This is a genomic window from Vibrio sp. 10N.261.51.C6, from assembly GCF_041471785.1.
Classification (GTDB): Bacteria; Pseudomonadota; Gammaproteobacteria; order Enterobacterales; family Vibrionaceae; genus Vibrio; species Vibrio crassostreae_C.
The window spans coordinates 1-23,233 of sequence record NZ_JBFRPB010000042.1; the positions used below are offsets into that span (position 1 = coordinate 1).

Annotated in this window: 21 protein-coding genes; 9 read left to right on the plus strand and 12 right to left on the minus strand. The window is 45.1% G+C overall.

Going from position 1 to position 23,233, the window contains the following annotated elements; all coding sequences use genetic code 11:
- Positions 1-141: 141 nt before the first annotated feature.
- Positions 142-1,392, minus strand: coding sequence for a serine hydroxymethyltransferase (gene glyA / locus AB4375_RS11785; RefSeq protein ID WP_017066387.1), 1,251 nt, complete (start codon positions 1,390-1,392; stop codon positions 142-144).
- Between the two features lie 347 nt (positions 1,393-1,739).
- Here glyA and AB4375_RS11790 point away from each other — a divergent pair, with 347 nt between their 5' ends.
- Positions 1,740-2,342: a YitT family protein gene (locus AB4375_RS11790; protein ID WP_017069490.1), complete on the plus strand. Its 603-nt coding sequence runs from the start codon at positions 1,740-1,742 to the stop codon at positions 2,340-2,342.
- Between the two features lie 181 nt (positions 2,343-2,523).
- Here AB4375_RS11790 and treC read toward each other — a convergent pair whose 3' ends face one another.
- The 5 genes from treC to gmhB all read right to left on the minus strand — a co-directional run bounded on the left by treC (position 2,524) and on the right by gmhB (position 8,055).
- Positions 2,524-4,209 (minus strand): alpha,alpha-phosphotrehalase, encoded by a 1,686-nt coding sequence (gene treC / locus AB4375_RS11795; RefSeq protein ID WP_372051653.1) that lies wholly within the window; start codon positions 4,207-4,209, stop codon positions 2,524-2,526.
- Between the two features lie 141 nt (positions 4,210-4,350).
- Positions 4,351-5,775 carry a PTS trehalose transporter subunit IIBC gene (gene treB / locus AB4375_RS11800; protein ID WP_102319954.1) on the minus strand — a complete coding sequence of 475 codons (1,425 nt, stop codon included), beginning with the start codon at positions 5,773-5,775 and terminating at the stop codon, positions 4,351-4,353.
- 205 nt (positions 5,776-5,980) lie between these two features.
- Positions 5,981-6,925, minus strand: a complete 945-nt coding sequence (gene treR, locus AB4375_RS11805; protein WP_017060760.1) for a trehalose operon repressor TreR — start codon at positions 6,923-6,925, stop codon at positions 5,981-5,983.
- 91 nt (positions 6,926-7,016) lie between these two features.
- A complete protein-coding gene (locus tag AB4375_RS11810) occupies positions 7,017-7,358 on the minus strand; it encodes an MliC family protein (RefSeq protein WP_017060761.1) in 342 nt (113 codons plus the stop codon).
- A 112-nt stretch (positions 7,359-7,470) separates the two neighbouring features.
- Complete coding sequence (gmhB, locus tag AB4375_RS11815) at positions 7,471-8,055, minus strand: D-glycero-beta-D-manno-heptose 1,7-bisphosphate 7-phosphatase (RefSeq protein WP_017060762.1); 585 nt, start codon at positions 8,053-8,055, stop codon at positions 7,471-7,473.
- A 207-nt stretch (positions 8,056-8,262) separates the two neighbouring features.
- Between gmhB and metN the strand changes: the two genes are divergently transcribed.
- From metN to AB4375_RS11830, 3 genes are all read left to right on the plus strand, one after another.
- Positions 8,263-9,297, plus strand: a complete 1,035-nt coding sequence (metN, locus tag AB4375_RS11820) for a methionine ABC transporter ATP-binding protein MetN (RefSeq protein WP_017060763.1) — start codon at positions 8,263-8,265, stop codon at positions 9,295-9,297.
- Positions 9,287-9,970: a methionine ABC transporter permease gene (locus AB4375_RS11825; protein ID WP_017060764.1), complete on the plus strand. Its 684-nt coding sequence runs from the start codon at positions 9,287-9,289 to the stop codon at positions 9,968-9,970. Before metN ends, AB4375_RS11825 begins: the two co-directional genes overlap by 11 nt.
- A gap of 66 nt (positions 9,971-10,036) precedes the next feature.
- On the plus strand, positions 10,037-10,846 hold the full coding sequence (locus tag AB4375_RS11830) for a MetQ/NlpA family lipoprotein (protein WP_017060765.1): 810 nt from the start codon (positions 10,037-10,039) through the stop codon (positions 10,844-10,846).
- A 120-nt stretch (positions 10,847-10,966) separates the two neighbouring features.
- On the opposite strand, the gene AB4375_RS11835 is transcribed toward AB4375_RS11830, so the two are convergent.
- Positions 10,967-11,743 carry a Zn-ribbon-containing protein gene (locus AB4375_RS11835; protein WP_372051654.1) on the minus strand — a complete coding sequence of 259 codons (777 nt, stop codon included), beginning with the start codon at positions 11,741-11,743 and terminating at the stop codon, positions 10,967-10,969.
- A gap of 4 nt (positions 11,744-11,747) precedes the next feature.
- The gene (syd, locus tag AB4375_RS11840) at positions 11,748-12,293 is read right to left on the minus strand and encodes a SecY-interacting protein (RefSeq protein ID WP_050633962.1); all 546 of its coding nucleotides are present in this window, start codon (positions 12,291-12,293) and stop codon (positions 11,748-11,750) included.
- 131 nt (positions 12,294-12,424) lie between these two features.
- Here syd and queF point away from each other — a divergent pair, with 131 nt between their 5' ends.
- From queF to xni, 5 genes are all read left to right on the plus strand, one after another.
- A complete protein-coding gene (gene queF / locus AB4375_RS11845; RefSeq protein ID WP_017060768.1) occupies positions 12,425-13,270 on the plus strand; it encodes an NADPH-dependent 7-cyano-7-deazaguanine reductase QueF in 846 nt (281 codons plus the stop codon).
- 58 nt (positions 13,271-13,328) lie between these two features.
- A complete protein-coding gene (locus tag AB4375_RS11850) occupies positions 13,329-15,587 on the plus strand; it encodes a tetratricopeptide repeat protein (RefSeq protein ID WP_372051655.1) in 2,259 nt (752 codons plus the stop codon).
- 118 nt (positions 15,588-15,705) lie between these two features.
- Positions 15,706-17,271: a GGDEF domain-containing protein gene (locus AB4375_RS11855; RefSeq protein WP_017069497.1), complete on the plus strand. Its 1,566-nt coding sequence runs from the start codon at positions 15,706-15,708 to the stop codon at positions 17,269-17,271.
- Between the two features lie 243 nt (positions 17,272-17,514).
- A complete protein-coding gene (gene ppnN, locus AB4375_RS11860; RefSeq protein WP_017060771.1) occupies positions 17,515-18,879 on the plus strand; it encodes a nucleotide 5'-monophosphate nucleosidase PpnN in 1,365 nt (454 codons plus the stop codon).
- 93 nt (positions 18,880-18,972) lie between these two features.
- Positions 18,973-19,746: a flap endonuclease Xni gene (xni, locus tag AB4375_RS11865; protein ID WP_017069498.1), complete on the plus strand. Its 774-nt coding sequence runs from the start codon at positions 18,973-18,975 to the stop codon at positions 19,744-19,746.
- Positions 19,747-19,826: 80 nt separating this feature from the next.
- Here xni and rlmM read toward each other — a convergent pair whose 3' ends face one another.
- Genes rlmM through AB4375_RS11885 form a run of 4 tightly spaced genes read right to left on the minus strand, consistent with a single transcriptional unit; the run spans position 19,827 to position 22,827 of the window.
- Positions 19,827-20,918, minus strand: coding sequence for a 23S rRNA (cytidine(2498)-2'-O)-methyltransferase RlmM (gene rlmM / locus AB4375_RS11870; protein ID WP_017060773.1), 1,092 nt, complete (start codon positions 20,916-20,918; stop codon positions 19,827-19,829).
- Positions 20,915-21,313: a DUF423 domain-containing protein gene (locus AB4375_RS11875; protein WP_017069500.1), complete on the minus strand. Its 399-nt coding sequence runs from the start codon at positions 21,311-21,313 to the stop codon at positions 20,915-20,917. Before AB4375_RS11875 ends, rlmM begins: the two co-directional genes overlap by 4 nt.
- Positions 21,303-21,926, minus strand: coding sequence for an alpha/beta fold hydrolase (locus AB4375_RS11880; protein ID WP_372051656.1), 624 nt, complete (start codon positions 21,924-21,926; stop codon positions 21,303-21,305). The genes AB4375_RS11875 and AB4375_RS11880 overlap by 11 nt, the downstream gene beginning before the upstream one ends.
- Positions 21,919-22,827 (minus strand): transcriptional regulator GcvA, encoded by a 909-nt coding sequence (locus AB4375_RS11885; protein WP_012604639.1) that lies wholly within the window; start codon positions 22,825-22,827, stop codon positions 21,919-21,921. The genes AB4375_RS11880 and AB4375_RS11885 overlap by 8 nt, the downstream gene beginning before the upstream one ends.
- Positions 22,828-23,233: the final 406 nt, after the last annotated feature.

Genomic DNA, 23,233 nt, shown 5'->3' on the forward strand with positions numbered 1-23,233 from the left:
TGTGATCAAGAGACAGCCCAACAGGAGCCTTTCAAATCGTATTTTTCAATCAAATAGCTTTAGTTCAAGGAAAAGGCGCGGAGTTTACGAATGTAAATGAGCACCTTTGACACAGAAATTAAGCTATTTGAGCCAGAAAAATTAAGCGTAAACAGGTAGACGCTTACAGATCTCTAATACTTTTGCTTTCGTTGCTTCGATAACAGACTCATCGCCCATGTTATCTAGGATGTCACAGATCCAACCTGCTAGCTCTTTCGCGTCTGCTTCTGAGAAACCGCGACGAGTGATAGAAGGAGAACCGATACGGATACCTGAAGTAACGAATGGGCTACGTGGGTCGTTTGGTACTGAGTTCTTGTTTACAGTGATGTTTGCTGCACCTAGTGCTGCATCTGCTTCTTTACCTGTGATGTCTTTGTTGATTAGGTCAACTAGGAACAGGTGGTTCTCTGTAGAACCTGAAACGATGTTGTAACCACGAGCTAGGAATTCAGCAACCATTGCTTTTGCGTTAGCAACAACGCGTGCTTGGTATTCTTTGAACTCTGGCTCTAGAGCTTCTTTGAACGCTACTGCTTTACCAGCGATAACGTGCATTAGAGGACCACCTTGGCCGCCTGGGAATACTGCTGAGTTCAGCTTCTTGTAAAGATCTTCGCCTTCGTTAGAAAGGATTAGACCACCACGAGGACCCGCAAGCGTTTTGTGCGTCGTTGTAGTTACTACGTGAGCGTGTGGCACTGGGTTCGGGTAAACGCCTGCAGCGATTAGACCTGCTACGTGAGCCATATCTACGAACAGGTAAGCACCTACTTTGTCAGCGATTTCACGCATGCGCTTCCAATCACAGATTTGAGAGTAAGCAGAGAAACCACCGATGATCATCTTAGGCTTGTTCTCGATAGCCAGCTTTTCCATCTCTTCGTAATCGATTTGACCCGCTTCATCGATACCGTAAGGGATGATGTTGTAAAGCTTACCAGAGAAGTTTACTGGAGAACCGTGAGTTAGGTGACCACCGTGTGCTAGGCTCATACCTAGAACCGTATCGCCTGCATTTAGTAGTGCCATGTATACAGCGTTATTTGCTTGAGAACCTGAGTGAGGCTGTACGTTTGCGTACTCTGCACCAAATAGTTCACATGCACGTTCAATTGCTAGAGTTTCAACTTTGTCTACGTACTCACAACCACCGTAGTAACGCTTGCCTGGGTAGCCTTCAGCGTATTTGTTTGTTAGCTGAGAACCTTGAGCTTCCATTACACGTGGGCTTGTGTAGTTTTCTGAAGCGATAAGTTCGATATGCTCTTCCTGACGAAGAGTTTCTTCTTGGATAGCTGCGAATAGATCCGCATCGTAATCAGCAATGTTCATGTCACGCTTAAGCATCTGTATCTCCTGACTCAGATTGTACTGAAAGTTTCAAAAAAACCACACAACGACCGAAAGCAAACGTTTCCGTCACCGTTTTGATGTGACGCATTCTACATAATTTGATCTAGGTCATAAAGAGCTAATTGCAATTTTATCATGCAGTTTTTTCATAATCACAAATAAGATTCATCATGGTTATTAAGCTTATCCAACCAAAGATGACGCTTACTGTCAATTTTACGATTTACACCCTGTAAAACGCAGATTACATAGGTTTACCTTAATTTTGCCCCTCTAGCTACCGAAAGCTAAGGTTTTTCTCTACTATGCACGCCTTTATTGGTTAGGTAATTATAAAAACGATGGAAAAACACTCACGTAAAGAAGATTGGGTAGCAATCCTCACTGGCACGTTTTTAGTGGCGTTAGGCGTCTTCTTTTTACAGTCAGCGAACCTGCTTACTGGTGGCACTACTGGCTTGGCTCTGCTTTTGAGTCAATTTATGCCGGTAACCTTTGGTATTTTGTACTTTATTGCTAATTGCCCATTCTACTTATTAGCATGGAAACGATTTGGCCGTCACTTCGCAATAAGCAGTGCCATCTCAGGGGCTTTAGTATCTGTGTTTGCCGATCATTTATACTTAGTTATCTCGCTAGAAGTTCATAACGAGATCTATTGTGCTGTTGCCGGCGGCTTACTAATGGGCTTAGGTATGCTAATCCTATTCCGTCACCGCTCAAGTCTGGGTGGCTTCAACGTACTGTGCTTGTTTATCCAAGACCGCTACGGTATCTCGGTAGGCAAAACACAAATGGGTATTGATGCGTGTATTCTGTTTGCATCGTTCTTCTTCGTGTCACCTTGGGTGATTGCCGTATCTGTATTAGGCACCGCAGTATTGAACATCGTATTGGCAATGAACCACAAACCAACTCGCTACTCGGTGAATTACGCGTCTTAGAGTTCATTACCTTCTCTGTCGTTGCTGGCACTCGATGCTCAAACTTCTCGCAAGTAGACTCGAGGCACGATATTCCAGCCATCACTAAAACAAAAAAGGCTTTGGGGAGCACTCCAAAGCCTTTGTAGAAGCCCAATCCTTTAAGGGGAATAAGAATCAAGCTTCTTAAAATGAAACAAGGTTAACCTTCAATCAAGAGAATACGAGTCTCGTAAGGACGTAAGACTTGATGATGTAATGCAACTGAAGTGTTCGCTTGTTGATAGTTAGACAACAGACTCTTCGCCTTAGTCATATCAAAACGTTCCGGTAAAACGCACTCCGCCTCTTCACCATAATAGTTGTTAATACACAGCAAGGTTTGCCCTTCGTTCTCACGTGCATATGCAAAAATGGATGAGTGATCAGGTAATAGATCTTGATAGCTGCCATCTGTAATCACTGGCACTTGTTTACGTAACTCAATCAAACTCTTATAGAAATAGAAAACAGAGTCTTTGTCTTCCAGTGCTTGCTCAGCGTTAATCCCAGGGTAATTATTCGCTACATCAAGCCATGGCTGAGCTTGTGAGAATCCGGCGTAAGGCTCACTATTCCATTGCATTGGTGTACGAGAGTTATCACGAGATTTCTGCGCTAGAATCGCCATCATATCTTCATGAGCCACACCATCACGGTTCACCATGATGTCGTACATATTGGTACTCTCAACATCACGATACTGGCTAATTTCAGTATAGCTAGGGTTAGTCATGCCAATCTCTTCACCTTGATAGATATAAGGTGTGCCCTGCATCATGTGGACAGAAGCGGCGAGCATCTTGGCTGATTCAACGCGATATTGCTGATCGTTACCTAAGCGACTCACCACTCTTGGTTGGTCGTGGTTACACCAGAATAGTGCACCCCAACCTTTTCCGTTCAAGCCAGTTTGCCAGTGGTTAAAGATTGACTTGAGCTGTAAGAAATCGAAGGGAGCGTTGGTCCATTTCTCACCATTGGTGTAATCGACCTTAAGGTGGTGGAAGTTAAACACCATCGATAGCTCGCTGTTATCAACGTTTGAATATTGCTGACAATGCTCCAACGTGGTTGAAGACATCTCGCCTACAGTCACGCTACCGTACTTCTGGAATACCGCTTCGCTGATCTCTTTTAGGTATTCATGTACGCGCGGGCCATCGGTATAGAAACGACGACCATCGCCAATATCATCATTAGGGAAGTCTTGCTGCTTTGAAATCAGGTTAATGACATCGAGACGGAATCCATCGACGCCCTTCTCTGCCCAGAAGCTGATAACGTCTTTTACTTCTTCGCGTACAACCGGGTTCTCCCAGTTGAGGTCGGCCTGTTCTTTCGCAAATAGATGTAAGAAATACTGACCAGTGGCTTCATCCATTTCCCATGCATTACCACCGAACTTAGACTGCCAGTTGGTTGGTGCTTGGCCGTTTACAGGATCTTTCCATATGTAGTAGTCGCGGTATGGGCTGTTTTTATCACCCAATGCTGACTGAAACCACGCATGTTCTGTTGAGGTGTGGTTTACCACGATATCCATCACGATACGAATACCACGTTGGTGCGCTTCAGCCAGCAATAGGTCGAAATCTTCCATAGTGCCGAATTGCGGGTTAATCGCGTAGTAATCTGAAATATCGTAGCCATTATCGATCATAGGAGATGCGTAAACAGGGGTTAGCCAAATCGCATCCACGCTCAAGTTTTTGAGGTAATCCAGTTTCGAAATGATCCCTTTGATATCGCCAGTACCTTTACTGCCACTGTCACAAAAGCTCTTTGGGTAGATTTGATAGATGGTTGCGGTTTTCCACCAACTTTCATCATGCTCAGTCATCGCCATCTCTAACACTCACTTACCAGAAAATATAAAATAAAAATCACCATGTGAATCATGGTCGAATAGCCGTTATAACTAAAAGAAAAAGCTATAACTAAGAGAAAAAGCGATGGCTCACCTTGGAGTCATCGCTTATTAAATGCATTACGCGTTGGCGGTTTCTAGCTCGCCTTTCATCTGTGCTCGTTTATAGAAGAACAGTGTTAACGTGACGGGTAGTACTATCGCCACCAGCATCGCAATTAAGTAAACAGACCAATATTGCGGTTGAATCGATAAGATGCCTGGCAAGCCACCAACACCGATACCATTCGCCATCACTCCTGCACTACCACAGATAGCAGCCGCAGCGGCACTGCCGATCATTGCGCTCAGCATTGGGAATTTGTATTTAAGGTTGATGCCGTACATCGCTGGCTCTGTTACACCTAAGTAAGCAGAGATTGCAGCTGGAACCGAGATATCTCGTTCACCTTCACGCTTACTCAAGATAATGATGCCGACTACTGCCGATGCTTGTGCAATGTTTGATAGTGCAATCAAAGGCCAAATTGGTGTGCCGCCTAAGTCTTGCATCAGTTGCAGATCCACGGCGTTGGTGGTGTGGTGAATGCCCGTGATAACCAAAGGTGCGTAAAGGAAGCCAAATACCACTGAACCAAGAATCGCAAAGTCACCTGTCATTGCCGCTTTAGCTGCGAATGCCACACCATCGCCTAACATACGACCGAATGGGCCAATGAAAGCGTGAGCTAGAATCACAGACAAAATAATCGATACAAATGGCACAACCACTAGGTACAAGTAAGCTGGGACGATGCGCTTAAGATTGGTTTCAATGAACGCCAAAGCCACACCCGCTAACATTGCAGGGATCACCTGAGCCTGATAACCGACCTTCTCAATCACGAACAGCCCAAAATCCCATACCTCAGGTACCGATTTACCTATCATGTATGCGTTCATGAGTTGTGGTGAAACTAAGGTCACACCGAGCGTGATACCCAAAATAGGGGTTCCGCCAAGCTTCTTAACCGTAGCCCAACACACGCCAACCGGTAGGAAGAAGAAAATAGCTTCGCCGATCAACCATAAGAAAGAGTGAACGGTTGCCCAGAATTGACTGATTTCAACGAGGGTTTTGCCGTCGAACATGCGAATGTCGCCAATCACATTACGGAAACCAAGAATCAAACCACCTGTAATGATGGCAGGCAGCAGTGGTACGAAAATTTCGGCTAAATGGGAGATACCACGCTCAAGGAAGTTCATGTTTTGACGAGCAGCCAGCTTCGCCTCATCTTTTGATGATGCCTCTTTACCTGTCTGTTCAATCAGAAGTGCGTACACTTCATCAACTTCAGTGCCAATCACAACTTGGAATTGGCCTGCATTAGTAAAACAGCCTTTTACTAGCTTCAGTTTTTCGAGTTCAGCTTTGTTGGCCTGCTCTGTATCGTTCAATACAAAACGCAGTCGAGTCAGACAGTGGCTGACACTCGCAATGTTTTCTTTACCACCGACTAACTCGATAAGACGCGCAACGTCTTGCTTCGCTATCTTACTCATACTACCCCACCCTGGTTTCATTCAATTACTCATCTAAACCATGCAAGCTATAATCACTCAGACTTAGATTTATGGGAACATTCCCAATTACGGTTATTATAATGCCCGTATGAATGATAAATTAAAATGGGAACAATCCCATTAATTGAAAGAGATCACACTCTAATTTTAATCTAAGCCGTTCAATTTCGCTTAATTGAGTGGATTATAGAATAGGAGATTGCGTATGATGAGAGATCTCTGAATTGCCTAAAAGCTGAGATATCAATAGATTAGCAGCCAACTTACCTGCAGATTGGTAACCAGGATCAATGCTAAATACTCGTGGGAATAAGAAAGAGAGAAGATCATTACCACCAACGCCAGTGACGACCACATCTTCACGTTGTAGTTCTTGCAGACGCTTGATTACACCAAGAGCCAGCGTATCACTGGCACAAACGATCGCTTGAGTCGCGGGAGTTAACACCTCATCCACCAGCTGATAAGCACTTTCGTGATGAAGTTGACCAGTACGATAGTTTGCCACTGAACCTGTGTTTTCACACCAATCGAGATAAGCTTTAAGACGCAGTTCACCGGTTGATTTATCACTAGGATCAACCCCGATAAAGCCAACGTCAGAGATCCCTTGATCCGATAAATGCACCAACGCACTATTGATCACCTGTTGGTTATCATAGTTAATCGACGTCACGTTCTCGGTATCCAGAGCAATCACCACCGCTTTGTGTTCCCAAGCTTCGATTGCCGGAATATCGCAGTCAGTAAAACCAAATACAATAATGCCATCAACGTTACGACGCTTTAGAACTTGCAGGTGCTCATTGGCTTTATCTCTATCAAGTTGGCTTTCCATGATCACGACATCGTAATCCGCTCGATACAACTCGGCCAGCATCGTGCTAACGGCTTTATTTTCAGAGGGAGAGTCCAAACGAGAGATAATCACGCCGATGACTTTTTGGCTGCCACCGCGCATCGATTGCGCAGACTTTGAAGGCGTGTACCCAGATTCTTGAATTACTCTTTCTACCCTTTCACGGGTTTCAGGTTTCACTTTTGGATCATTGGTCAGAACGCGTGATACGGTTGACTTACCAACACCGGACAGCTTTGCAATATCAAGAATAGTGAGTTTTTTGCTCATAAAAAGTCTAACGTTAAAGGGAAGAGAAGAAAAAGTGAGGGTAGATTCCCTCACTTAACTGTTTGTAAATACTAGCAGTTCTTACTATGACTTACTTTTGGCAATTTCGATAGACTACGCGACCAAGTTCTAGACGCGCATTGTCACCTTTCGTGCGCAAAGTGATGCTGTTAATCATCTCTGAAGTGCCATCATCTAAGATGTATTTGGTTCCTGAGCCCGCTGGAACTTGAGTCAGGCGGTATTCATTATCAGGCAAGCGTAGTACCGCTTTTTCATTATCAAGGTAAGACACATCAAACGAGACGTCAGACTCACATTGATAAGTCGCGAATTGATCATTCGATGTTGCGCTATCAGTCTCAGGGGCTGCTGATTTAGAGCACCCAACCAATGCTACTGTACATAGAGATGCTACCAACATAGCTTTCATACTTCGTTCCTCATCTTTATATAGTCAACGACACTTAGCCTATTCACAGGTTCGAACAAACCTAATGTAAGTGCCTAATGATAGGTCCATACCTTAGTGATAAATAAAACGTTTAGCCTTTTAAGAAAGCGGGTACGTCTTTAATGCTATCAAGTACCACGCTAGCCAACGCTTCACCTTTTTCAGTGATGGGTTTACCCGTTCTTACCAAGACTTTAGTACCAACACCTGCTGCTTCTGCAGCCATCATGTCTTCCGCTTTATCGCCGATCATGACCGAGTTAGCCATATCAATCTTCAGAAAGTCACGAGCAGAAATGAACATGCCTGGCTTTGGCTTACGACATTCACAATCTTGCTTGTAGTCACCAATACCGTGTTCCGCGTGGTGCGGACAGTAATAAATGCCATCGAGCTCGACACCATTATCAACAAAGTTCCAATCCATCCACTGCGTTAAAGAAAGAAAACGGTCTTCACTAAACATGCCGCGAGCAATACCAGATTGGTTGGTCACTAGCACCAATAAATAACCCATATCTTTAAACGCTTTCGCCGCTTCAAACACACCATCGATGTATTCAAAGTCATGCTCATCATGTACGTAGCCGTGATCAACGTTAATCACTCCATCACGATCTAAAAAAACAGCAGGTTTAGACAAAATTTTGTTCTCTATCAACTCTCTATTAATCATTAATTATTACACGCTTTATTTGCTTCATCACTATCTATTTAGTTTTGCGTTCGTTAACGATTTGTTTCTAGCTTAGCCATACAATCGACGTTTAGCCGTCTAGACGTAAAAATATCTATTGACTTAGATCATAGAACACCATAGCATCGTCTGTAAATCGAGCGAGCTATCGACATATTATTCTGTTCTACCTGCACGGGTTTCTCTATGATTAAAGTGAATCAAGTCAACAAGGTTTTTTATCAAGGCACTAAAGAAATCAATGCCTTAATTGATATCAACCTCCACATTCCTCAAGGTCAAATCTTTGGAGTCATCGGCTCTTCTGGTGCAGGCAAAAGTACCCTGATCCGTTGTGTAAATATGTTGGAAGCTCCGACCTCTGGTGAAGTGATTGTTGACGGTATCGACCTAACAAAACTCAGCAAATCAGAACTTAGCGAAGCGCGCCGTAACATCGGCATGATATTCCAGCACTTCAACCTGCTGTCTTCTCGTACTGTATTTAACAATGTAGCACTGCCTCTAGAACTTGCTGGTAAAGATAAAGCGATTATTGAAGCGAAAGTCAGCGAGTTACTTGAACTGGTTGGCCTTGCTGATAAGCGTGACACCTACCCGGCAAACCTAAGTGGTGGTCAAAAGCAGCGTGTGGCGATTGCTCGCGCACTGGCCTCTGACCCGAAAGTACTGCTATGTGATGAAGCCACCAGCGCATTGGATCCAGCAACAACTCAATCTATCCTTGAGCTGCTGCGTGAAATCAACCGCAAGCTGAACATCACTATCCTGCTTATTACACACGAGATGGATGTGGTTAAAAGCATTTGTCACGAGGTTGCGATCATTGGCGGCGGTGAATTGGTAGAGAAAGGTACAGTCGGTGACATCTTTGCTCATCCGAAGACAGAGCTAGCGCATCAGTTTATTCGCTCAACGTTGGATCTGACGATCCCTGAAGATTACCAAGCACGTTTGCAAGAGACTCGCGTAAACAGCAGCTACCCGCTGGTGCGTCTTGAGTTTACGGGTGCAACGGTTGATGCTCCGCTAATGACGCAAATCGCACGTAAATTCAATATCGATGTCAGCATCTTAAGTTCTGACCTTGATTACGCCGGTGGCGTGAAGTTCGGCATGATGGTCGCTGAACTGTTCGGTAATGAAGCAGATGATAATGCTGCTATCCAATTCCTACGCGACAACAATGTAAAAGTAGAGGTGCTTGGTTATGTCCTTTAGTTTCAACGAGATTGCTGACTGGATCAGCCTTAACGGTAACCTTCTATTAGGCGCAACAGGCGAAACGCTTTACATGGTTGCTGTTGCAGGCATTGTTGGCTTCGCGGTCGGTATTCCACTAGGCGTGATTCTGCATACGACTAAAAAAGGTGGCCTGTTAGAGAACACCAAAGTAAACAAGATTCTAGGTGCGATTGTGAACGTGGGTCGTTCAGTACCTTTCTTAGTTTTGATGGTTGCGATTATTCCACTGACTAAGATGCTGATTGGTACCTTCATCGGTACAACAGCAGCGATTGTTCCACTGACGATTGGCGCTATCCCATTCGTGGCTCGACTTATCGAAAGTGCACTACTTGAAGTACCAACAGGTCTAGTGGAAGCGGCCCAATCAATGGGCGCAACACCAACACAAATCATCAATAAGGTTCTGCTTCCAGAAGCACTACCGACTATCATCAACTCAGTAACGATTACGCTAGTGACTCTGGTGAGCTACTCAGCAATGGCCGGTACTGTAGGCGGTGGTGGCCTAGGTGATGTCGCGATTCGTTACGGATTCCACCGCTACGATGTGACCATCATGGCTGTGACAGTAGTGATGTTGATTGTGCTGGTACAAATTATTCAATCAATCGGTGATTCATTAGTTCGCCGCGTTGACCACAGATAAAGACTCACACATAAAGATTAGAGTCGTCTGAACCTAATTAAATAGATTTATTAAAAGGAGATTATTATGAAATTTAACCTTAAAGGTTTACTAACTATCGCAGCAGCAGCTTCAGCGCTAGTTCTAGCAGGTTGTGGTGATAAAGAAGTGGATACTTCTAAAGTAAAAGTTGGCGTAATGGCAGGTGCAGAAGCGCAAGTTGCTGAAGTGGCAGCTAAAGTAGCGAAAGAGAAATACGGCCTAGACGTTGAACTGGTTACTTTCACGGATTACGTAACACCAAACGCAGCTCTAGATGATGGTTCTATCGACATCAACGCATTCCAACACGCACCGTACCTAGATCAGCAAGTGGCTGACCGTGGCTACAAGCTAACTATCGCTGGTAACACGTTTGTTTACCCAATTGCGGGTTACTCTAAAGAAGTGAAATCGGTAGACGAAATCCAAGACGGTGCTCGTATTGCTGTACCAAACGACCCTACAAACCTAGGTCGCTCTCTACTTCTTCTTGAGCAACAAGGTCTTCTTGAACTTCGTGAAGGCGCAGGTCTTCTAGCTACAGTTCGCGACATCGTGGGTAACCCTAAGAACCTAACGATTGTTGAACTAGACGCAGCTCAACTGCCACGTTCTCTTGATGATGTTGCTCTATCTATCATCAACACAACTTACGCGAGCTCTATCAACCTGACTCCACAAAAAGATGGCGTATTCGTTGAAGACAAAGATTCTCCTTACGTAAACCTAATCGTTTCTCGTGAAGACAACCTAAACGCTGAAAACGTACAAAACTTCGTTAAAGCTTACCAAACTGAAGAAGTGTACAACGCAGCTTCTGACATCTTCCAAGGTGGCGTCGTTAAAGGTTGGTAATCAACTAAACGACAGCACTGTATAGATACCCGAAGGGGCTGACATAACGTCAGCCCCTTTTTTAATGATAAAGATTTGCTAGAAAGTAAAGCATCTCAGATTTAAGCGAAACAAAGTCGATTACTTCAGGTGATCCCAAGAGATGTTTGACACCAATCGGCAGTCATCACACTTGAAATAGAAAATATCGTGGATAGGCGCATCTAGCAGCCATTCACCACCACATTGCGGGCATTTGCGCTCTTTTTCATCTTTCAGACTGATCCCACCGACACGGTATAAGTAGTAGTAGGTTGGAACCTTAGTCAGATACTCAATGCGCCCTCTTAGACCCCAACCGCGTTTAAACAGCACACTCTTCGTGTCACTGATCTCGGTTAGCGTTGCATGTTCCGCGCGACAACCACCACCCATTTGTACTTCATCACAGGCTTGCCATTCGGTCTGCCATTTCAACACGGCTTTATGGTCGCCATTGAAGGTAGGTGAATTGCGATACAAAGGGATTGGTAGCAAGCTATCGCCACTACGCAGCGGTGAACAGGTGTGCACGAATGTCGTGTATAACACCTGCCAGCTTGGTGTTTCATCTTCTGCCACTTCTTCTGAGTTCAGATCTCGACCTAGCAAACGCATTTTAGGCGCTAGTAGGCTCGCGTTAGACAAGCGATCAAAACACACTTTCACAAAGTCTGAGTGATTACGCGGGTGCAAGCTATCTTGCTCCGGGCACACAACGCGAACATAGAATTCACCATCGCCCATCACGATTGGGAACTCACGACCTAACACTTGTCCGTTATAACGAAGTGCATCCATTAAGCCATTAACCGCCTTGTCGACAGCGCTTACCGTTGTGTTATCAAAACACTCAAATTGAAGTTCTAGTACGTACATCTATTTATACCGCTGGTTGTAGCTTTTCTAAAAATTCTGCCAATGTCTCGGCGAGCACATCACGATTTTTGGTACCTAAGCGCTCCAAAATCACGTTACCCGTTAGGTTACAGATAGAGATAACATCCAGCTCAGCATCGGTCGCGGCAATGAAAACCGTTGGTTTTAGCTTCAAGCGACGCTGAGTTACTAGGTGACCCAAAATGTTTTCTTGTAGGCATTCGAAGTCTTCATCACTCCAAATCTGTAACAGAGTCAATTCGTTACCATCGAAAGTTGCGTTCATATCTGCGCTGAATTGTGCGCCGTAGAAAGTTTTGATGTCTTCATGCAGAGTCAACTCAATACCGGTTTCAACGTTGGTGAAATCCGCGAATTGCTCACGTGGATAGTGCTTCCACAACACGGCATCGCCACTCTTTTCTTCTACGCATGGCGATACGATGTCCACCAACTCCTCATTACGAGGTAAGCTTTGGTGTTTCTGCTGCCACGCGTCAACGTATCGCTGACTAAAAGAAAGTAGTGCGTCTTGAGCACGTTGAGTCATGAAAATCTCCTAAACACAAAATAATAAATAGAATCCGAGCCCTTTCCGCGCCGATTAAGCGATGACTTAATGACAGGGTAAGGGGGATTCAGTAAAATCGACCCCATTCTAATCGAATTTGAAACGAAAGTATGAGCAAATATTCTGACGCAAAAGAGCTAGCGGGTTTAACCCTTGGCCAAAAAACTGAGTACTCTAACCAATACGATGCAAGTTTATTGCAACCAGTGCCTCGTAGCCTTAATCGCGATGATCTTGCGCTAAACGGCGAGCTGCCTTTTGTTGGTCATGATATTTGGACGATGTACGAGCTTTCGTGGCTAAACACCAATGGTCTACCACAAGTGGCTGTCGGTGAAGTTTTCATCCCAGCAACCAGCCCAAATTTAATTGAATCAAAATCTTTCAAGCTGTACCTGAACAGCTACAACCAGACTCAATTTGAAAACTGGGATCAAGTAACCGAGCGCCTGACCCAAGATTTGTCGGCATGTGCAGGCGAAACGGTGATTGTGAATGTAAACTCAGTAACCGACTACACTAACCAACCTATCGTGACGATGGAAGGTGACTGTATCGACAACCAAGACATCCAAATCACTAGCTACGACTTTGAAGCGTCGCTGCTTGAAGGCGCTGCTGGCGAACAAGACGTTGAAGAAACACTGCACAGCCACCTATTGAAGTCGAACTGTTTGATCACCAATCAACCGGATTGGGGCAGCGTTGAGATCGCATATTCTGGTAAGCAAATTGACCGTGAAGCTCTGCTACGCTATTTAGTTTCTTTCCGTGAGCACAATGAATTCCACGAACAATGTGTTGAGCGTATCTTCACTGACATCATGAAATACTGTGCACCTTCGAAGCTAACTGTGTTCGCACGTTACACACGTCGTGGTGGTCTGGATATCAACCCATACCGTTCAACAGAGCAAGATAGACCAAGCCACAATAAGCGTATGGCTCGCCAATAATCAGGCGAGAACCACCCACACTTATTTGAACCTACCAAATCTTTAAAGGGACATTGAAATGCGTTGGTTATACGTTGTTAGTCTATTTATTTTAAGCTTAAGCACATCGGTCAATGCGTCGGTTTATTCGTCGGCGCTACTCAATGAAGCCAATAATTTGGTTGAGATCGAGCCGAGCCAAGCAAAACAAATGGCCAACAGCTACCTAACGCTGCGTGTCCTTTCTGATCAACGCGAGAAAAGCCCTTCAGCTATTTCTCGCGAAGAGACAGACTCCTCGATTCGAACACCAAACAGCAGTATCGATGCGTATAAGATCTTAGCCAAAGCGGAATACAACCTTGGCAATATGCGTATTGCGATTCAGCACATCGACAAAGCCTCCGAGCTAGCGCAAACCTATAAGCTTGATTACCTAAAAATAGATCTTCAGATCCTAAAAGTTCGCTTACTTTGGCTGAGTGATAGAAAATCAGCCAAAGCAAAATCAGAGCTCAATAACATTGAAACAAATCTAGAGTCGGTGAATAAAACCTTACGCTTAACGGAAGGCATTACCTATCGCTTGATCATGTTGAAAGCCGACATCGCCTCTTACGACAACAAGATCGATGAAGCCGAAAAGTTCTATCAAGAAGCCAAAACCTATCTCGATCAACGTTACTCTGAAAAAGTCACCATCGACTACCATATCTCCGTCGGCGAGTTTTATCTGACTCACAAAGAGTACAACCACGCGTTATCCGAGTTGTTGTATGGCTACTGGAAATCAGTAGAGGGCAATCTAAGTTCACGTTTGGCCAAGGTCAACCGCCTACTTGCGCAGCTTTTCTTTGAGCGCCAAGTGTTGGATAAAGCGTTAGAACACCTATCTCAAGCCGCTGATTTCTATGACAACTTTGAAAACTCGCCTGTCTTAGCACAAGTGCTTAAGAAAATGGGGGATGTGTACTTCTATCAAGGGAAATATAACCTTGCCTTGGTACACTTCTTCAACGTTCTTGATCACGAAAGCACTGACCGAGATATCCACCAAGTCATTGATATCCGACTAAGTCTATCGGCGACCTACTTACGCCTTTATAACTACCCTCTAGCAGAACAGTACCTAACCCGTGCCCTTGAGCTGCTGGAATATACCGACATTCCAAAGCTGGAAGGCCGTGCTGCACTGTTATCTGCAGGGTTAGCGTATCACCTACAAGAAAGCGAAGACGTGATAAAGCATGCGACACGTGCACTTGAGATCTCACGCCAGATAGAGAACATGCGCCTTTCACAACGCTCGTACTACTTACTTTCTTTGGGTTATGAACAGGCAGGTCGTCCACAGCAAGCATTGGCAAACCTCAAGCAATACAACAGCCTTGTCTCTCTAGAGCAGCAAAAACTCAACCGTGTTGGCGAAGACGCGTTCCGTCAACAGAAAGAATTTGCCGAACAAACCCTGCACTACGCAGGCCAAGCGCAAGAGCTAGAGCAATACAAACTGGAGCATCGTAAGTTCCAAAAAATATCGTTCGCCCTATTCCTGTTCAGCATTGTCTTGTTCTTCTTTGTTCTGCGCCGTGGCTATCTCATTCAAACCTTAGCCAAAGAAGTGGACTCACTGCGCACCGACCTATTTACGCACTCACGTTCAAAGCTTCCGAACTTAAGAATGCTCAATGCGAAGCTCTCTAACTCGCTGGAACAAACCAGCCAGACCTTCGAACAGTGGCAACTTGGCGAATTGATTCATGAGCCACTCAACGACCGCTTACGCTTCGTGATGATTGATTTACCGTTCTTACGCAATATGTACACGCAGAACGGTTACAAAGCCGGTCTAGAACTGGAAGACGCTTTCGGTGAATTCCTAAAATCTAAGCTTGAAGGCCCAGCTCGTGTCTACCACTTCTCGGATGCGAACCTGCTTTATATCGAGCCAAACGCGGACCGTGATTTGTCGCCTGAGGACATGTTCAGAAAGATTCAGTCTTGGGTGAATGACTTCGAAACAGAGCGAAACATCAACCGAACGGTCCGTATGGGCATCGCTGACTACCCATTCTTGCCACGCGCTTACACCGCAATTAACGATCAAGAGCTGCTCGACGTATTGTTGATGTCGACCAATCTCGCCCGTGAGATCAGTCTCAAAGAGCGCAGTAGCCAATGGGTCTATCTAAAAGCTATCGATAATGCACCAGCAGCGAGCCTTGCAACTGGTAACATAAGAGAAGCGTGTAAACATGCGATTAATCAAGGGTTAATAAAAATACAATCCTCGTACCAGAATGAGGACAACATCAAAAAAATGCTAAAAGATGACTGATTTGCGAGCGGTTAAGAGCAGCAAGTCGTGACCTTATTTTTAGTTTTGTTATTATCGATGTAACGGAATTTCATCAAAATGATCGAGATCGGTCTACGCGGCGCTAATAAATACATCTATGGGCATTCTTGAAAAAGACATTCAGGCGCAACTCCACCAGCTGAAATCTCAGTTGGAGCAGGTCCGTTTGACGCAAAGAGACACCTCATTCAAGTTTATTAGAGAACAGAAAGTTCTAAAGCGCATCGTCACGTCTTTAAGTGATGCATGTGTTGGTAGTAACAGCCATTTAGATGAAAACCTCATTGCCCTTAGGGAAGAGCTAGAAAAGCAAAAAGACATTAGCTCAATGATCCCAAAACTGGCAGTATTAGAAAGGATGCTTAAGCAGAAAACGTTGGCTATGGATAAACAGAACGGGTATCTGGACGATAGCATTAAGCACAGTGGGGAAACGCTGCAGCGCATAACTGGCCTTCCAGCACAGCTCAAACGCGACCTACGAAACTTACTTAGCTTCTCCGAATGCAATGGCAGTCAGAAAGTCGACCACGCCATGAAACTTCTCGGTATTTATGAGCGTGCCATAAAGATTATGGCGAATAACTCACGCACCCATTTTGCTGACGCTGCGCACTCTCCGGAACAAGAGCTCCTTTCCGACCTATCAAACGAACTACAACATCTGATCACTGAACTCGACTTCGAGGGTGAATCGGGTGATCTGCTTACCGATATTCGAGCGAAGCTGCTGCTTGGTGTTTCCACACAAAACCTACTTGAGCTAACACTTCAGATCCTCAAACTGGTTATTGAAGGCACCAACCTAGAACGTAAGAAGTCTGAACAATTCATCGATCAGCTTAATTCTTCTTTAGCGTCCAGCATCAAAACGGCAGACCAAAATGCCGACCAGAGCCAGAGCTACTTTGAGCACCGACAAGGTCTAAACTCTGAGTTAAATGAACTAGTCACTAGAAGCCAAAGCTCGGTAGATAAAGCGAAAGATATTGATAGTTTAAAGCTGTCGATTAATCCGCTACTCAGTGAAATCGCCTCTCTTTCGGAAAGGCTGAACCACGCAGAGCAAAAAGAACAAGCTCTGATAGAGAGAATGAGTTACGGAAAGACTCAGTTAGATTCACTCTATGAAGTGACGCAAGATTACCGTAAGCGCTTGGAAGATCAGGCTCAGCGTATGCTGCTTGATCCTCTAACCAAGGTTTACAATCGCACTGCCTTTACTGATCGCTTAGAGCTTGAGTATCGCCGCTGGATCCGCGCGCAACACTCGCTACGCGTAGTACTGCTCGACATCGACAACTTCAAAGCAATTAACGATAGCTTTGGTTACACCGCGGGCGACAAAGCACTCAAGATCATCGCAAGAACTATTACCAAAGAAGCAGGCACCACCGATACTGTGGCACGTTTTTCAGGTGAAGAGTTTGTGTTATTGCTGCCAGAGCAAACCGATGAATATTGCCATCAGGTGATTCAGAACATTCAAACTCAAGTAAGCCGCCTGCCCTTTAAATTCCGTGACCAGCAAATCACGATCACTTTATGCGCGGCAAGTACTCAGTTTAAAGAGTCAGATACACCTGAAGAAGTGCTAGAGCGACTCAATAAGACTCTAAATAAAGCAAAACAACGCGGTACCAACCAACTTGTTTGGCACTAGGCCAGCCCTAGATTTAATTTATTTCATTTTTTCAAATACTTATCACATACCATTTCCCTCAATGTTTGCTAAGCTAATGATTAACATTCGCTTAACAAGCATTCATGGCAAGCAACGCTGTCGTATCCGTTTCGTCTGGTTAACTCTCTCCTACCTTTAACCAAACACTTTCAACGTTTGCTTCTCACTCTCGAGCCAGAGGGTCACTTCAACGTCCCCTGCTCTTTTCAACAAGGAGGCACTATGATCACTCATATCAGCCCTGCCGGTAGCATGGATTTACTCTCTCAACTTGAGGTTGAGCGTCTTAAGAAAACCGCGTCTAGTGATCTGTACCAACTGTATCGCAACTGTACGTTAGCGGTCCTGAACTCGGGTAGCCATACCGACAACTCCAAAGAGTTGCTCGACAAATATCTGTCGTTCGATGTCGAAGTCGTTCGCCGTGAGCGTGGTATTAAGCTCGAACTAAGCAACCCACCAGAGCATGCCTTTGTCGATGGTGAAATCATCAAGGGTATTCAAGAGCACCTATTTTCAGTGCTGCGTGACATTGTTTACGTCAACATGCATTTAGCCGATAACCAACGACTCAACCTGACTAATGCCACTCACATTACCAACCTTGTGTTTGGTATCTTGAGAAATGCAGGTGCGCTGACGCCGGGCATCGAGCCTAACCTGATTGTATGTTGGGGTGGTCACTCTATTAATGCCAGCGAGTACCAATACACTCGTGAAGTGGGTAATGAACTCGGCCTGCGTGAACTGAATATCTGTACCGGTTGTGGACCGGGTGCGATGGAAGGCCCAATGAAAGGGGCTGCCATTGGTCACGCGAAGCAGCGTTACACCGATCATCGTTATCTTGGGCTTACCGAGCCTTCGATCATTGCGGCTGAGCCACCAAACCCAATCGTCAACGAACTGGTGATCATGCCAGATATTGAGAAGCGTCTTGAGGCGTTTGTTCGTATGGCACATGGCATCATCATTTTCCCAGGCGGCCCCGGCACGGCCGAAGAGCTGCTGTACATCTTAGGGATCATGATGCACCCGAATAACGCCGAACAGCCAATGCCGATTGTGTTAACGGGCTCGAAAGAGAGTGAGGCTTACTTCCGCTCAATCGATAAGTTCATTGGGGAAACTCTAGGGCCTGATGCTCAGAAACATTACGAGATCGTGATTGATGACCCAGCACGCGCTGCGAAAATCATGAAGCAAGCGATGCCAGATGTGCGTTCTCACCGTAAAGAGACCGGTGATGCCTACAGCTACAACTGGTCACTGCATATTGAGCCTGAGTTCCAACTGCCATTCGACCCAACACACGAATCTATGGCGGCGCTTGATCTTCATATGGACCAAAAAACAGAAAGCCTAGCCGCTAATTTACGTAAAGCGTTCTCAGGCATTGTGGCTGGTAACGTCAAAGCAGAGGGTATTCTGGAGATCGAGAAGCACGGCCCATTCCTAATTGATGGCGACAAAGAGCTAATGACCAAGATGGACCAACTGCTGAATGACTTTGTTGAGCAACATCGAATGAAGTTACCGGGAGGGACCGACTACGTGCCTTGCTATAAAATCGCCTCACGTGATTAAGGCGTTTACGTTACCAACGTTTCAACTCACCAAGTGATACGTTACTATAAGGGGCTAGCAGCCCCTTTTTTATTGCCTATTTAGTGGAAACTTATGTCTATCCATCTTGTTATTATCGATGCCTTAAACCTCATCCGACGCGTGCACTCTGTTCAGCCGGATCCAACCGATATAGCAAGAACCATTACCACCACAATTCGCACTCTCAATAAGATTCTGAATGAATCAAAGCCCACCCACATCATCGCGGTATTTGATCACCATTTACAAGACCGTGGCTGGCGCGCAGATGTGCTTCCTGCTTATAAGCAGAATCGTAAACCGATGCCAGAACCATTGATGAAAGGCCTTGATGCTATTCAACAAGCTTGGTGGGAGTTAGGCATTGATTCACTGCTGTCTGATGGCGATGAAGCGGATGATCTCGTCGCAACACTGGCAAAGAAAGTGGCTGACCACGGAGAAACCGTCACCATCGTCTCGACGGATAAGGGCTACTGCCAACTGTTGTCACCAACGCTTCAGATCCGAGATTACTTCCAGCACCGCTGGTTAGATAAACCCTTTATCGAAGCTGAGTTTGGCGTTAAACCTGAACAACTGGCGGATTACTGGGGATTAACGGGCGTAAGCTCAAGCCAAGTACCGGGCATCCCAGGTATCGGGCCAAAAGCAGCCAAAGAGATATTGACCACTTACCCAGATATCGAAGCGGCCTATCAAGCAGAAGATCTGCCGAAAAAATATCGTAAGAAGTTCGACGAACACATCGAATCCGCTCGTGTATGTAAGCAAGTATCGGCACTCAAAACCGATATTGATTTAGGGTTCAACCTGCAAGATATTCGTTACGAAGCAAACGCTTAAGTCGCTGTGACTCGATAATATTGATACAAAAAATGCCCCTTAAAGGAGCATTTTTTATCACTGACACACTAACGTAAATATTAGTGCGGTGAGATGTTTGAAAGCGCCTGAATGTGGACCGTGATCTCTTCGCGATCGTGGTAAAGGTGCTTAGCCTGCATCTTGAACTTCACTTTGTTCTCAATCAGGAACACTTTTAGGTTCTCGATATCTTGCAGTACTTCATCGTAACGGCCTTTCATAGGCAGTTTAAGGTTGAATAGTGCTTCTTTCGCCCAGCCTTTGATGATCCACTCACCCATAAGGTGTGCAACGCGCGCTGGCTTCTCAACCATGTCACAGATAATCCAAGTTACGTTCTTACGGTCTGGTTCAAACTTAAAGCCATCCACCATGTGGTGCTTAATTTGACCCGTTTCCATTAGGCTGTCTGCCATCATGCCGTTATCAACACAGTGAACGAACATCGAACGCTTAACCAATTGGTAAGTCCAACCACCTGGACATGCACCTAAATCAACACCCCACATACCTGGAGCCAAACGCTCGTCCCACTCATCACGAGGGATGAATACGTGGAATGCTTCTTCTAGCTTCAATGTAGAACGGCTTGGCGCATCTGATGGGAACTTCAGACGAGGGATACCCATAAAGAACTGGGAGTTGTTCGTTGGGTAAGAGTAACCAACAAAACAGTGGCCCGGAGCGATAAAGCATAAATGAAGCACAGGCTTCTTAGCGTTATCTTTCGCTGTCATCAGGCCTTTACCACGCATCGCTTGACGCATCGGCACGGTAAATTTACGGCAGAACTTCAAAAGCTCTTTTGCTTCGTTAGTATCTGGCGTTTCAATACGGATATCACCACAACGAGGGAAACCTTCTTTCTCAGAAAGCGCCTCAAGAATTGGAGAAATACGGTCATCGGTTGGCAGGTCTTTGATTTCAACCGCTACCGCGATCATTTGACGAGCAAAGATCAACGATTGGAAGTCGATCTCTTTTACCAGTTTATCGGCTTCGCCTGCTTGATAACATTCAAACAATACAAAGCCTGTATTGTTCTTTAAGCGAGGAAAACCAAACACTTCCAGTTGTGTTGCCTTGTCTTGAATTTCGCCAGCACATTCTTTTTCAAAACCAGAGCGACAATAAAGTAGTACGTGTTTCACTGAGTTACCTCTTTTATATTCAAAGCAGCGAAGGAGAAGACTCCCCAACCAATGATAAATAGTAGACCACCAAACGGTGTTATAGGGCCAAACCATTTTATTCCTGTCAGTGCTAAGCCATAAAGGCTGCCACTAAAACAAAGGATGCCGATGATAAAGCAAATTGCCGCAATGAAAAAATATTTTTGTGATTTAGCACCAAGTTTCATCTGTAGCAGAGCACCACACGCCAATATTGCTAGTGTATGGATAAACTGGTACTGAACGCCTGTCTCAAACACGCCTAGCAGATACTCTGGCAAGACAGCTTTTAACCCGTGAGCGGCGAAGGCACCTAGCATTACGGCTATTGCGCCAGAGATACCTGCAAACGTGAGTAAATACTTACTTCTCATTAAGCACCTCTTTGATAAACGCCGATAGTTTCTCAACGGTTAACGCTATGTTCTGCTGTTCGGTGTAGCCAGAGCTCTTACGAGGCTTAAAGCTGTGATCGCCATCAGGAATAAACTCAACACGAATCGAATCCGACAGGTCGAAATCAGCAAACTCTTCTCGCTTACCAAAGGTATCACGTTCACCCTGCAGAATAAGACACGGCTTTGCTAACTCAGCCAAGTGCTCACCTTTGTATTTCTCGGGTTTGCCTGGCGGATGGAAAGGAAAGCCTAAACAGGCCATTGCGGCCACCTTATCAAGTTCAGACAAATGGCTCGCCATACGTCCTCCCATCGACTTACCACCAATCACAAGCTTATCGGCATCAACCTGCTCAATAACCTCTTGGTAGGCTTCAAGTAGCTTAGGCGCTCTGTCAGGTGGACGACGCTTACCATCTTCAGCACGTTTAATCATGTAAGGGAAGTTGAAACGAATCACTCGTATCCCTTTAAAGGCTAACCCTTTGGCTACCGACTGCATGAACTCATGCTCCATGCCTGCGCCAGCACCATGGGCAAAGATAAAGGTGATGGGATTGTCTTCACCATCAATGATGACGTTATTCATCGAGTAAGTCCTCTTGTTCACTTTGCGCTTTCGCTAGCATCCAGTCGCGGAAGGTAGCAATACGACCCATGTCGGCTTGTTTCTCATGACAAACCACATAGAAGGCGTTCTTACTCACCAACACTTCATCAAAAGGCGCAATCAAACGACCCGCTTCGATTTCAGGCTGCGCCAACACGTTGTTACCCAGAGCAATGCCCTGGCCGTGAGCCGCTGCCTGCAGCACCATGGTTGAGTGACTGAAGATAGGGCCGTGATTAACGTTTACCCCATCGATGCCATTTTGCTTAGCGAACTGTTTCCAATCCTTTCGAGAAGTATCATGCAATAGCGTATGACATGCTAAATCACTGAGAGATTCTAATGGTTTTACTCCTAGCAGCACGGAAGGTGAGCAAAGAGGGATCAAGTATTCTTGGTAAAGCTTATCGGCTCTAAGCCCCGACCAATTACCTCGGCCATAATAGATAGCGACGTCTACATCATCGGTTAGCGAGCCTTCATCCATATCAACGGCTTTGATTCTTACATCAATATCAGGCTCTTGCTGATTAAAGTCAGCGAGCCTTGGTACCAACCATTGAATAGCAAAACTCGGCGGTAAACTGATGGTCAATGCGCCCTTCTCACTTCGCTCCAGCACTTTGTCTGTCGCTTCTGCTAGTGATGTGAAAATATCTTTGATATCTAAGAAGTAGCTTTGACCTTCTTCAGTTAGCAGCAAAGAGCGGTTTCTTCGGCGAAACAGCTTCAAAGATAAGAATTCTTCAAGCGCTTTGATCTGATGACTGACTGCCGCTTGAGTAACAAACAACTCTTCTGCAGCACGCGTAAAACTCAAGTGTCGAGCTGCAGCTTCAAACACTCTTAGCGAGTTTAATGGGGGTAATCGACGAGACATAGTTACTCTCTAAATAAGCATTAGTTTTTTTTATCTGAAACATTATAATTTGTCCATTGCCTAGCAGCCAGAGAAATTCTATATTTCATCCCGCAGCAGCTAGCCTGAACGGCTTGATTCTCTCTAGAATCAATTGGCTTAGCTCCTGCGATGTTGTGTTTGCAAACTCGTTCTTTTCGAGTTGGGTAGAGTTCTACCAAATGTTTTGTTGCAGTTTATACTGAAACGAGGCATGTACTTCCTGTATTTATTTTGACCTGTCTGTCAAATTTGTTTACACCGCCTTATGGGCGGTGTTTTTTTATGTGCAAAGAAATGTAACAACAAGTTTATCAATAGCTGTGCTAATTAATCTTTATTATTTTTCATCGCCAATCACAGAATCAGACACCCACTCAAATAATCA

What these genes read in the sequence shown, in the direction of transcription:
- glyA (WP_017066387.1), bottom strand. Translation starts at nt 1,392, where the DNA reads ATGCTTAAGCGTGACATGAACATTGCTGATTACGATGCGGATCTATTC.
- AB4375_RS11790 (WP_017069490.1), top strand. Translation starts at nt 1,740, where the DNA reads ATGGAAAAACACTCACGTAAAGAAGATTGGGTAGCAATCCTCACTGGC.
- treC (WP_372051653.1), bottom strand. Translation starts at nt 4,209, where the DNA reads ATGGCGATGACTGAGCATGATGAAAGTTGGTGGAAAACCGCAACCATC.
- treB (WP_102319954.1), bottom strand. Translation starts at nt 5,775, where the DNA reads ATGAGTAAGATAGCGAAGCAAGACGTTGCGCGTCTTATCGAGTTAGTC.
- treR (WP_017060760.1), bottom strand. Translation starts at nt 6,925, where the DNA reads ATGAGCAAAAAACTCACTATTCTTGATATTGCAAAGCTGTCCGGTGTT.
- AB4375_RS11810 (WP_017060761.1), bottom strand. Translation starts at nt 7,358, where the DNA reads ATGAAAGCTATGTTGGTAGCATCTCTATGTACAGTAGCATTGGTTGGG.
- gmhB (WP_017060762.1), bottom strand. Translation starts at nt 8,055, where the DNA reads ATGATTAATAGAGAGTTGATAGAGAACAAAATTTTGTCTAAACCTGCT.
- metN (WP_017060763.1), top strand. Translation starts at nt 8,263, where the DNA reads ATGATTAAAGTGAATCAAGTCAACAAGGTTTTTTATCAAGGCACTAAA.
- AB4375_RS11825 (WP_017060764.1), top strand. Translation starts at nt 9,287, where the DNA reads ATGTCCTTTAGTTTCAACGAGATTGCTGACTGGATCAGCCTTAACGGT.
- AB4375_RS11830 (WP_017060765.1), top strand. Translation starts at nt 10,037, where the DNA reads ATGAAATTTAACCTTAAAGGTTTACTAACTATCGCAGCAGCAGCTTCA.
- AB4375_RS11835 (WP_372051654.1), bottom strand. Translation starts at nt 11,743, where the DNA reads ATGTACGTACTAGAACTTCAATTTGAGTGTTTTGATAACACAACGGTA.
- syd (WP_050633962.1), bottom strand. Translation starts at nt 12,293, where the DNA reads ATGACTCAACGTGCTCAAGACGCACTACTTTCTTTTAGTCAGCGATAC.
- queF (WP_017060768.1), top strand. Translation starts at nt 12,425, where the DNA reads ATGAGCAAATATTCTGACGCAAAAGAGCTAGCGGGTTTAACCCTTGGC.
- AB4375_RS11850 (WP_372051655.1), top strand. Translation starts at nt 13,329, where the DNA reads ATGCGTTGGTTATACGTTGTTAGTCTATTTATTTTAAGCTTAAGCACA.
- AB4375_RS11855 (WP_017069497.1), top strand. Translation starts at nt 15,706, where the DNA reads ATGGGCATTCTTGAAAAAGACATTCAGGCGCAACTCCACCAGCTGAAA.
- ppnN (WP_017060771.1), top strand. Translation starts at nt 17,515, where the DNA reads ATGATCACTCATATCAGCCCTGCCGGTAGCATGGATTTACTCTCTCAA.
- xni (WP_017069498.1), top strand. Translation starts at nt 18,973, where the DNA reads ATGTCTATCCATCTTGTTATTATCGATGCCTTAAACCTCATCCGACGC.
- AB4375_RS11875 (WP_017069500.1), bottom strand. Translation starts at nt 21,313, where the DNA reads ATGAGAAGTAAGTATTTACTCACGTTTGCAGGTATCTCTGGCGCAATA.
- AB4375_RS11880 (WP_372051656.1), bottom strand. Translation starts at nt 21,926, where the DNA reads ATGAATAACGTCATCATTGATGGTGAAGACAATCCCATCACCTTTATC.
- AB4375_RS11885 (WP_012604639.1), bottom strand. Translation starts at nt 22,827, where the DNA reads ATGTCTCGTCGATTACCCCCATTAAACTCGCTAAGAGTGTTTGAAGCT.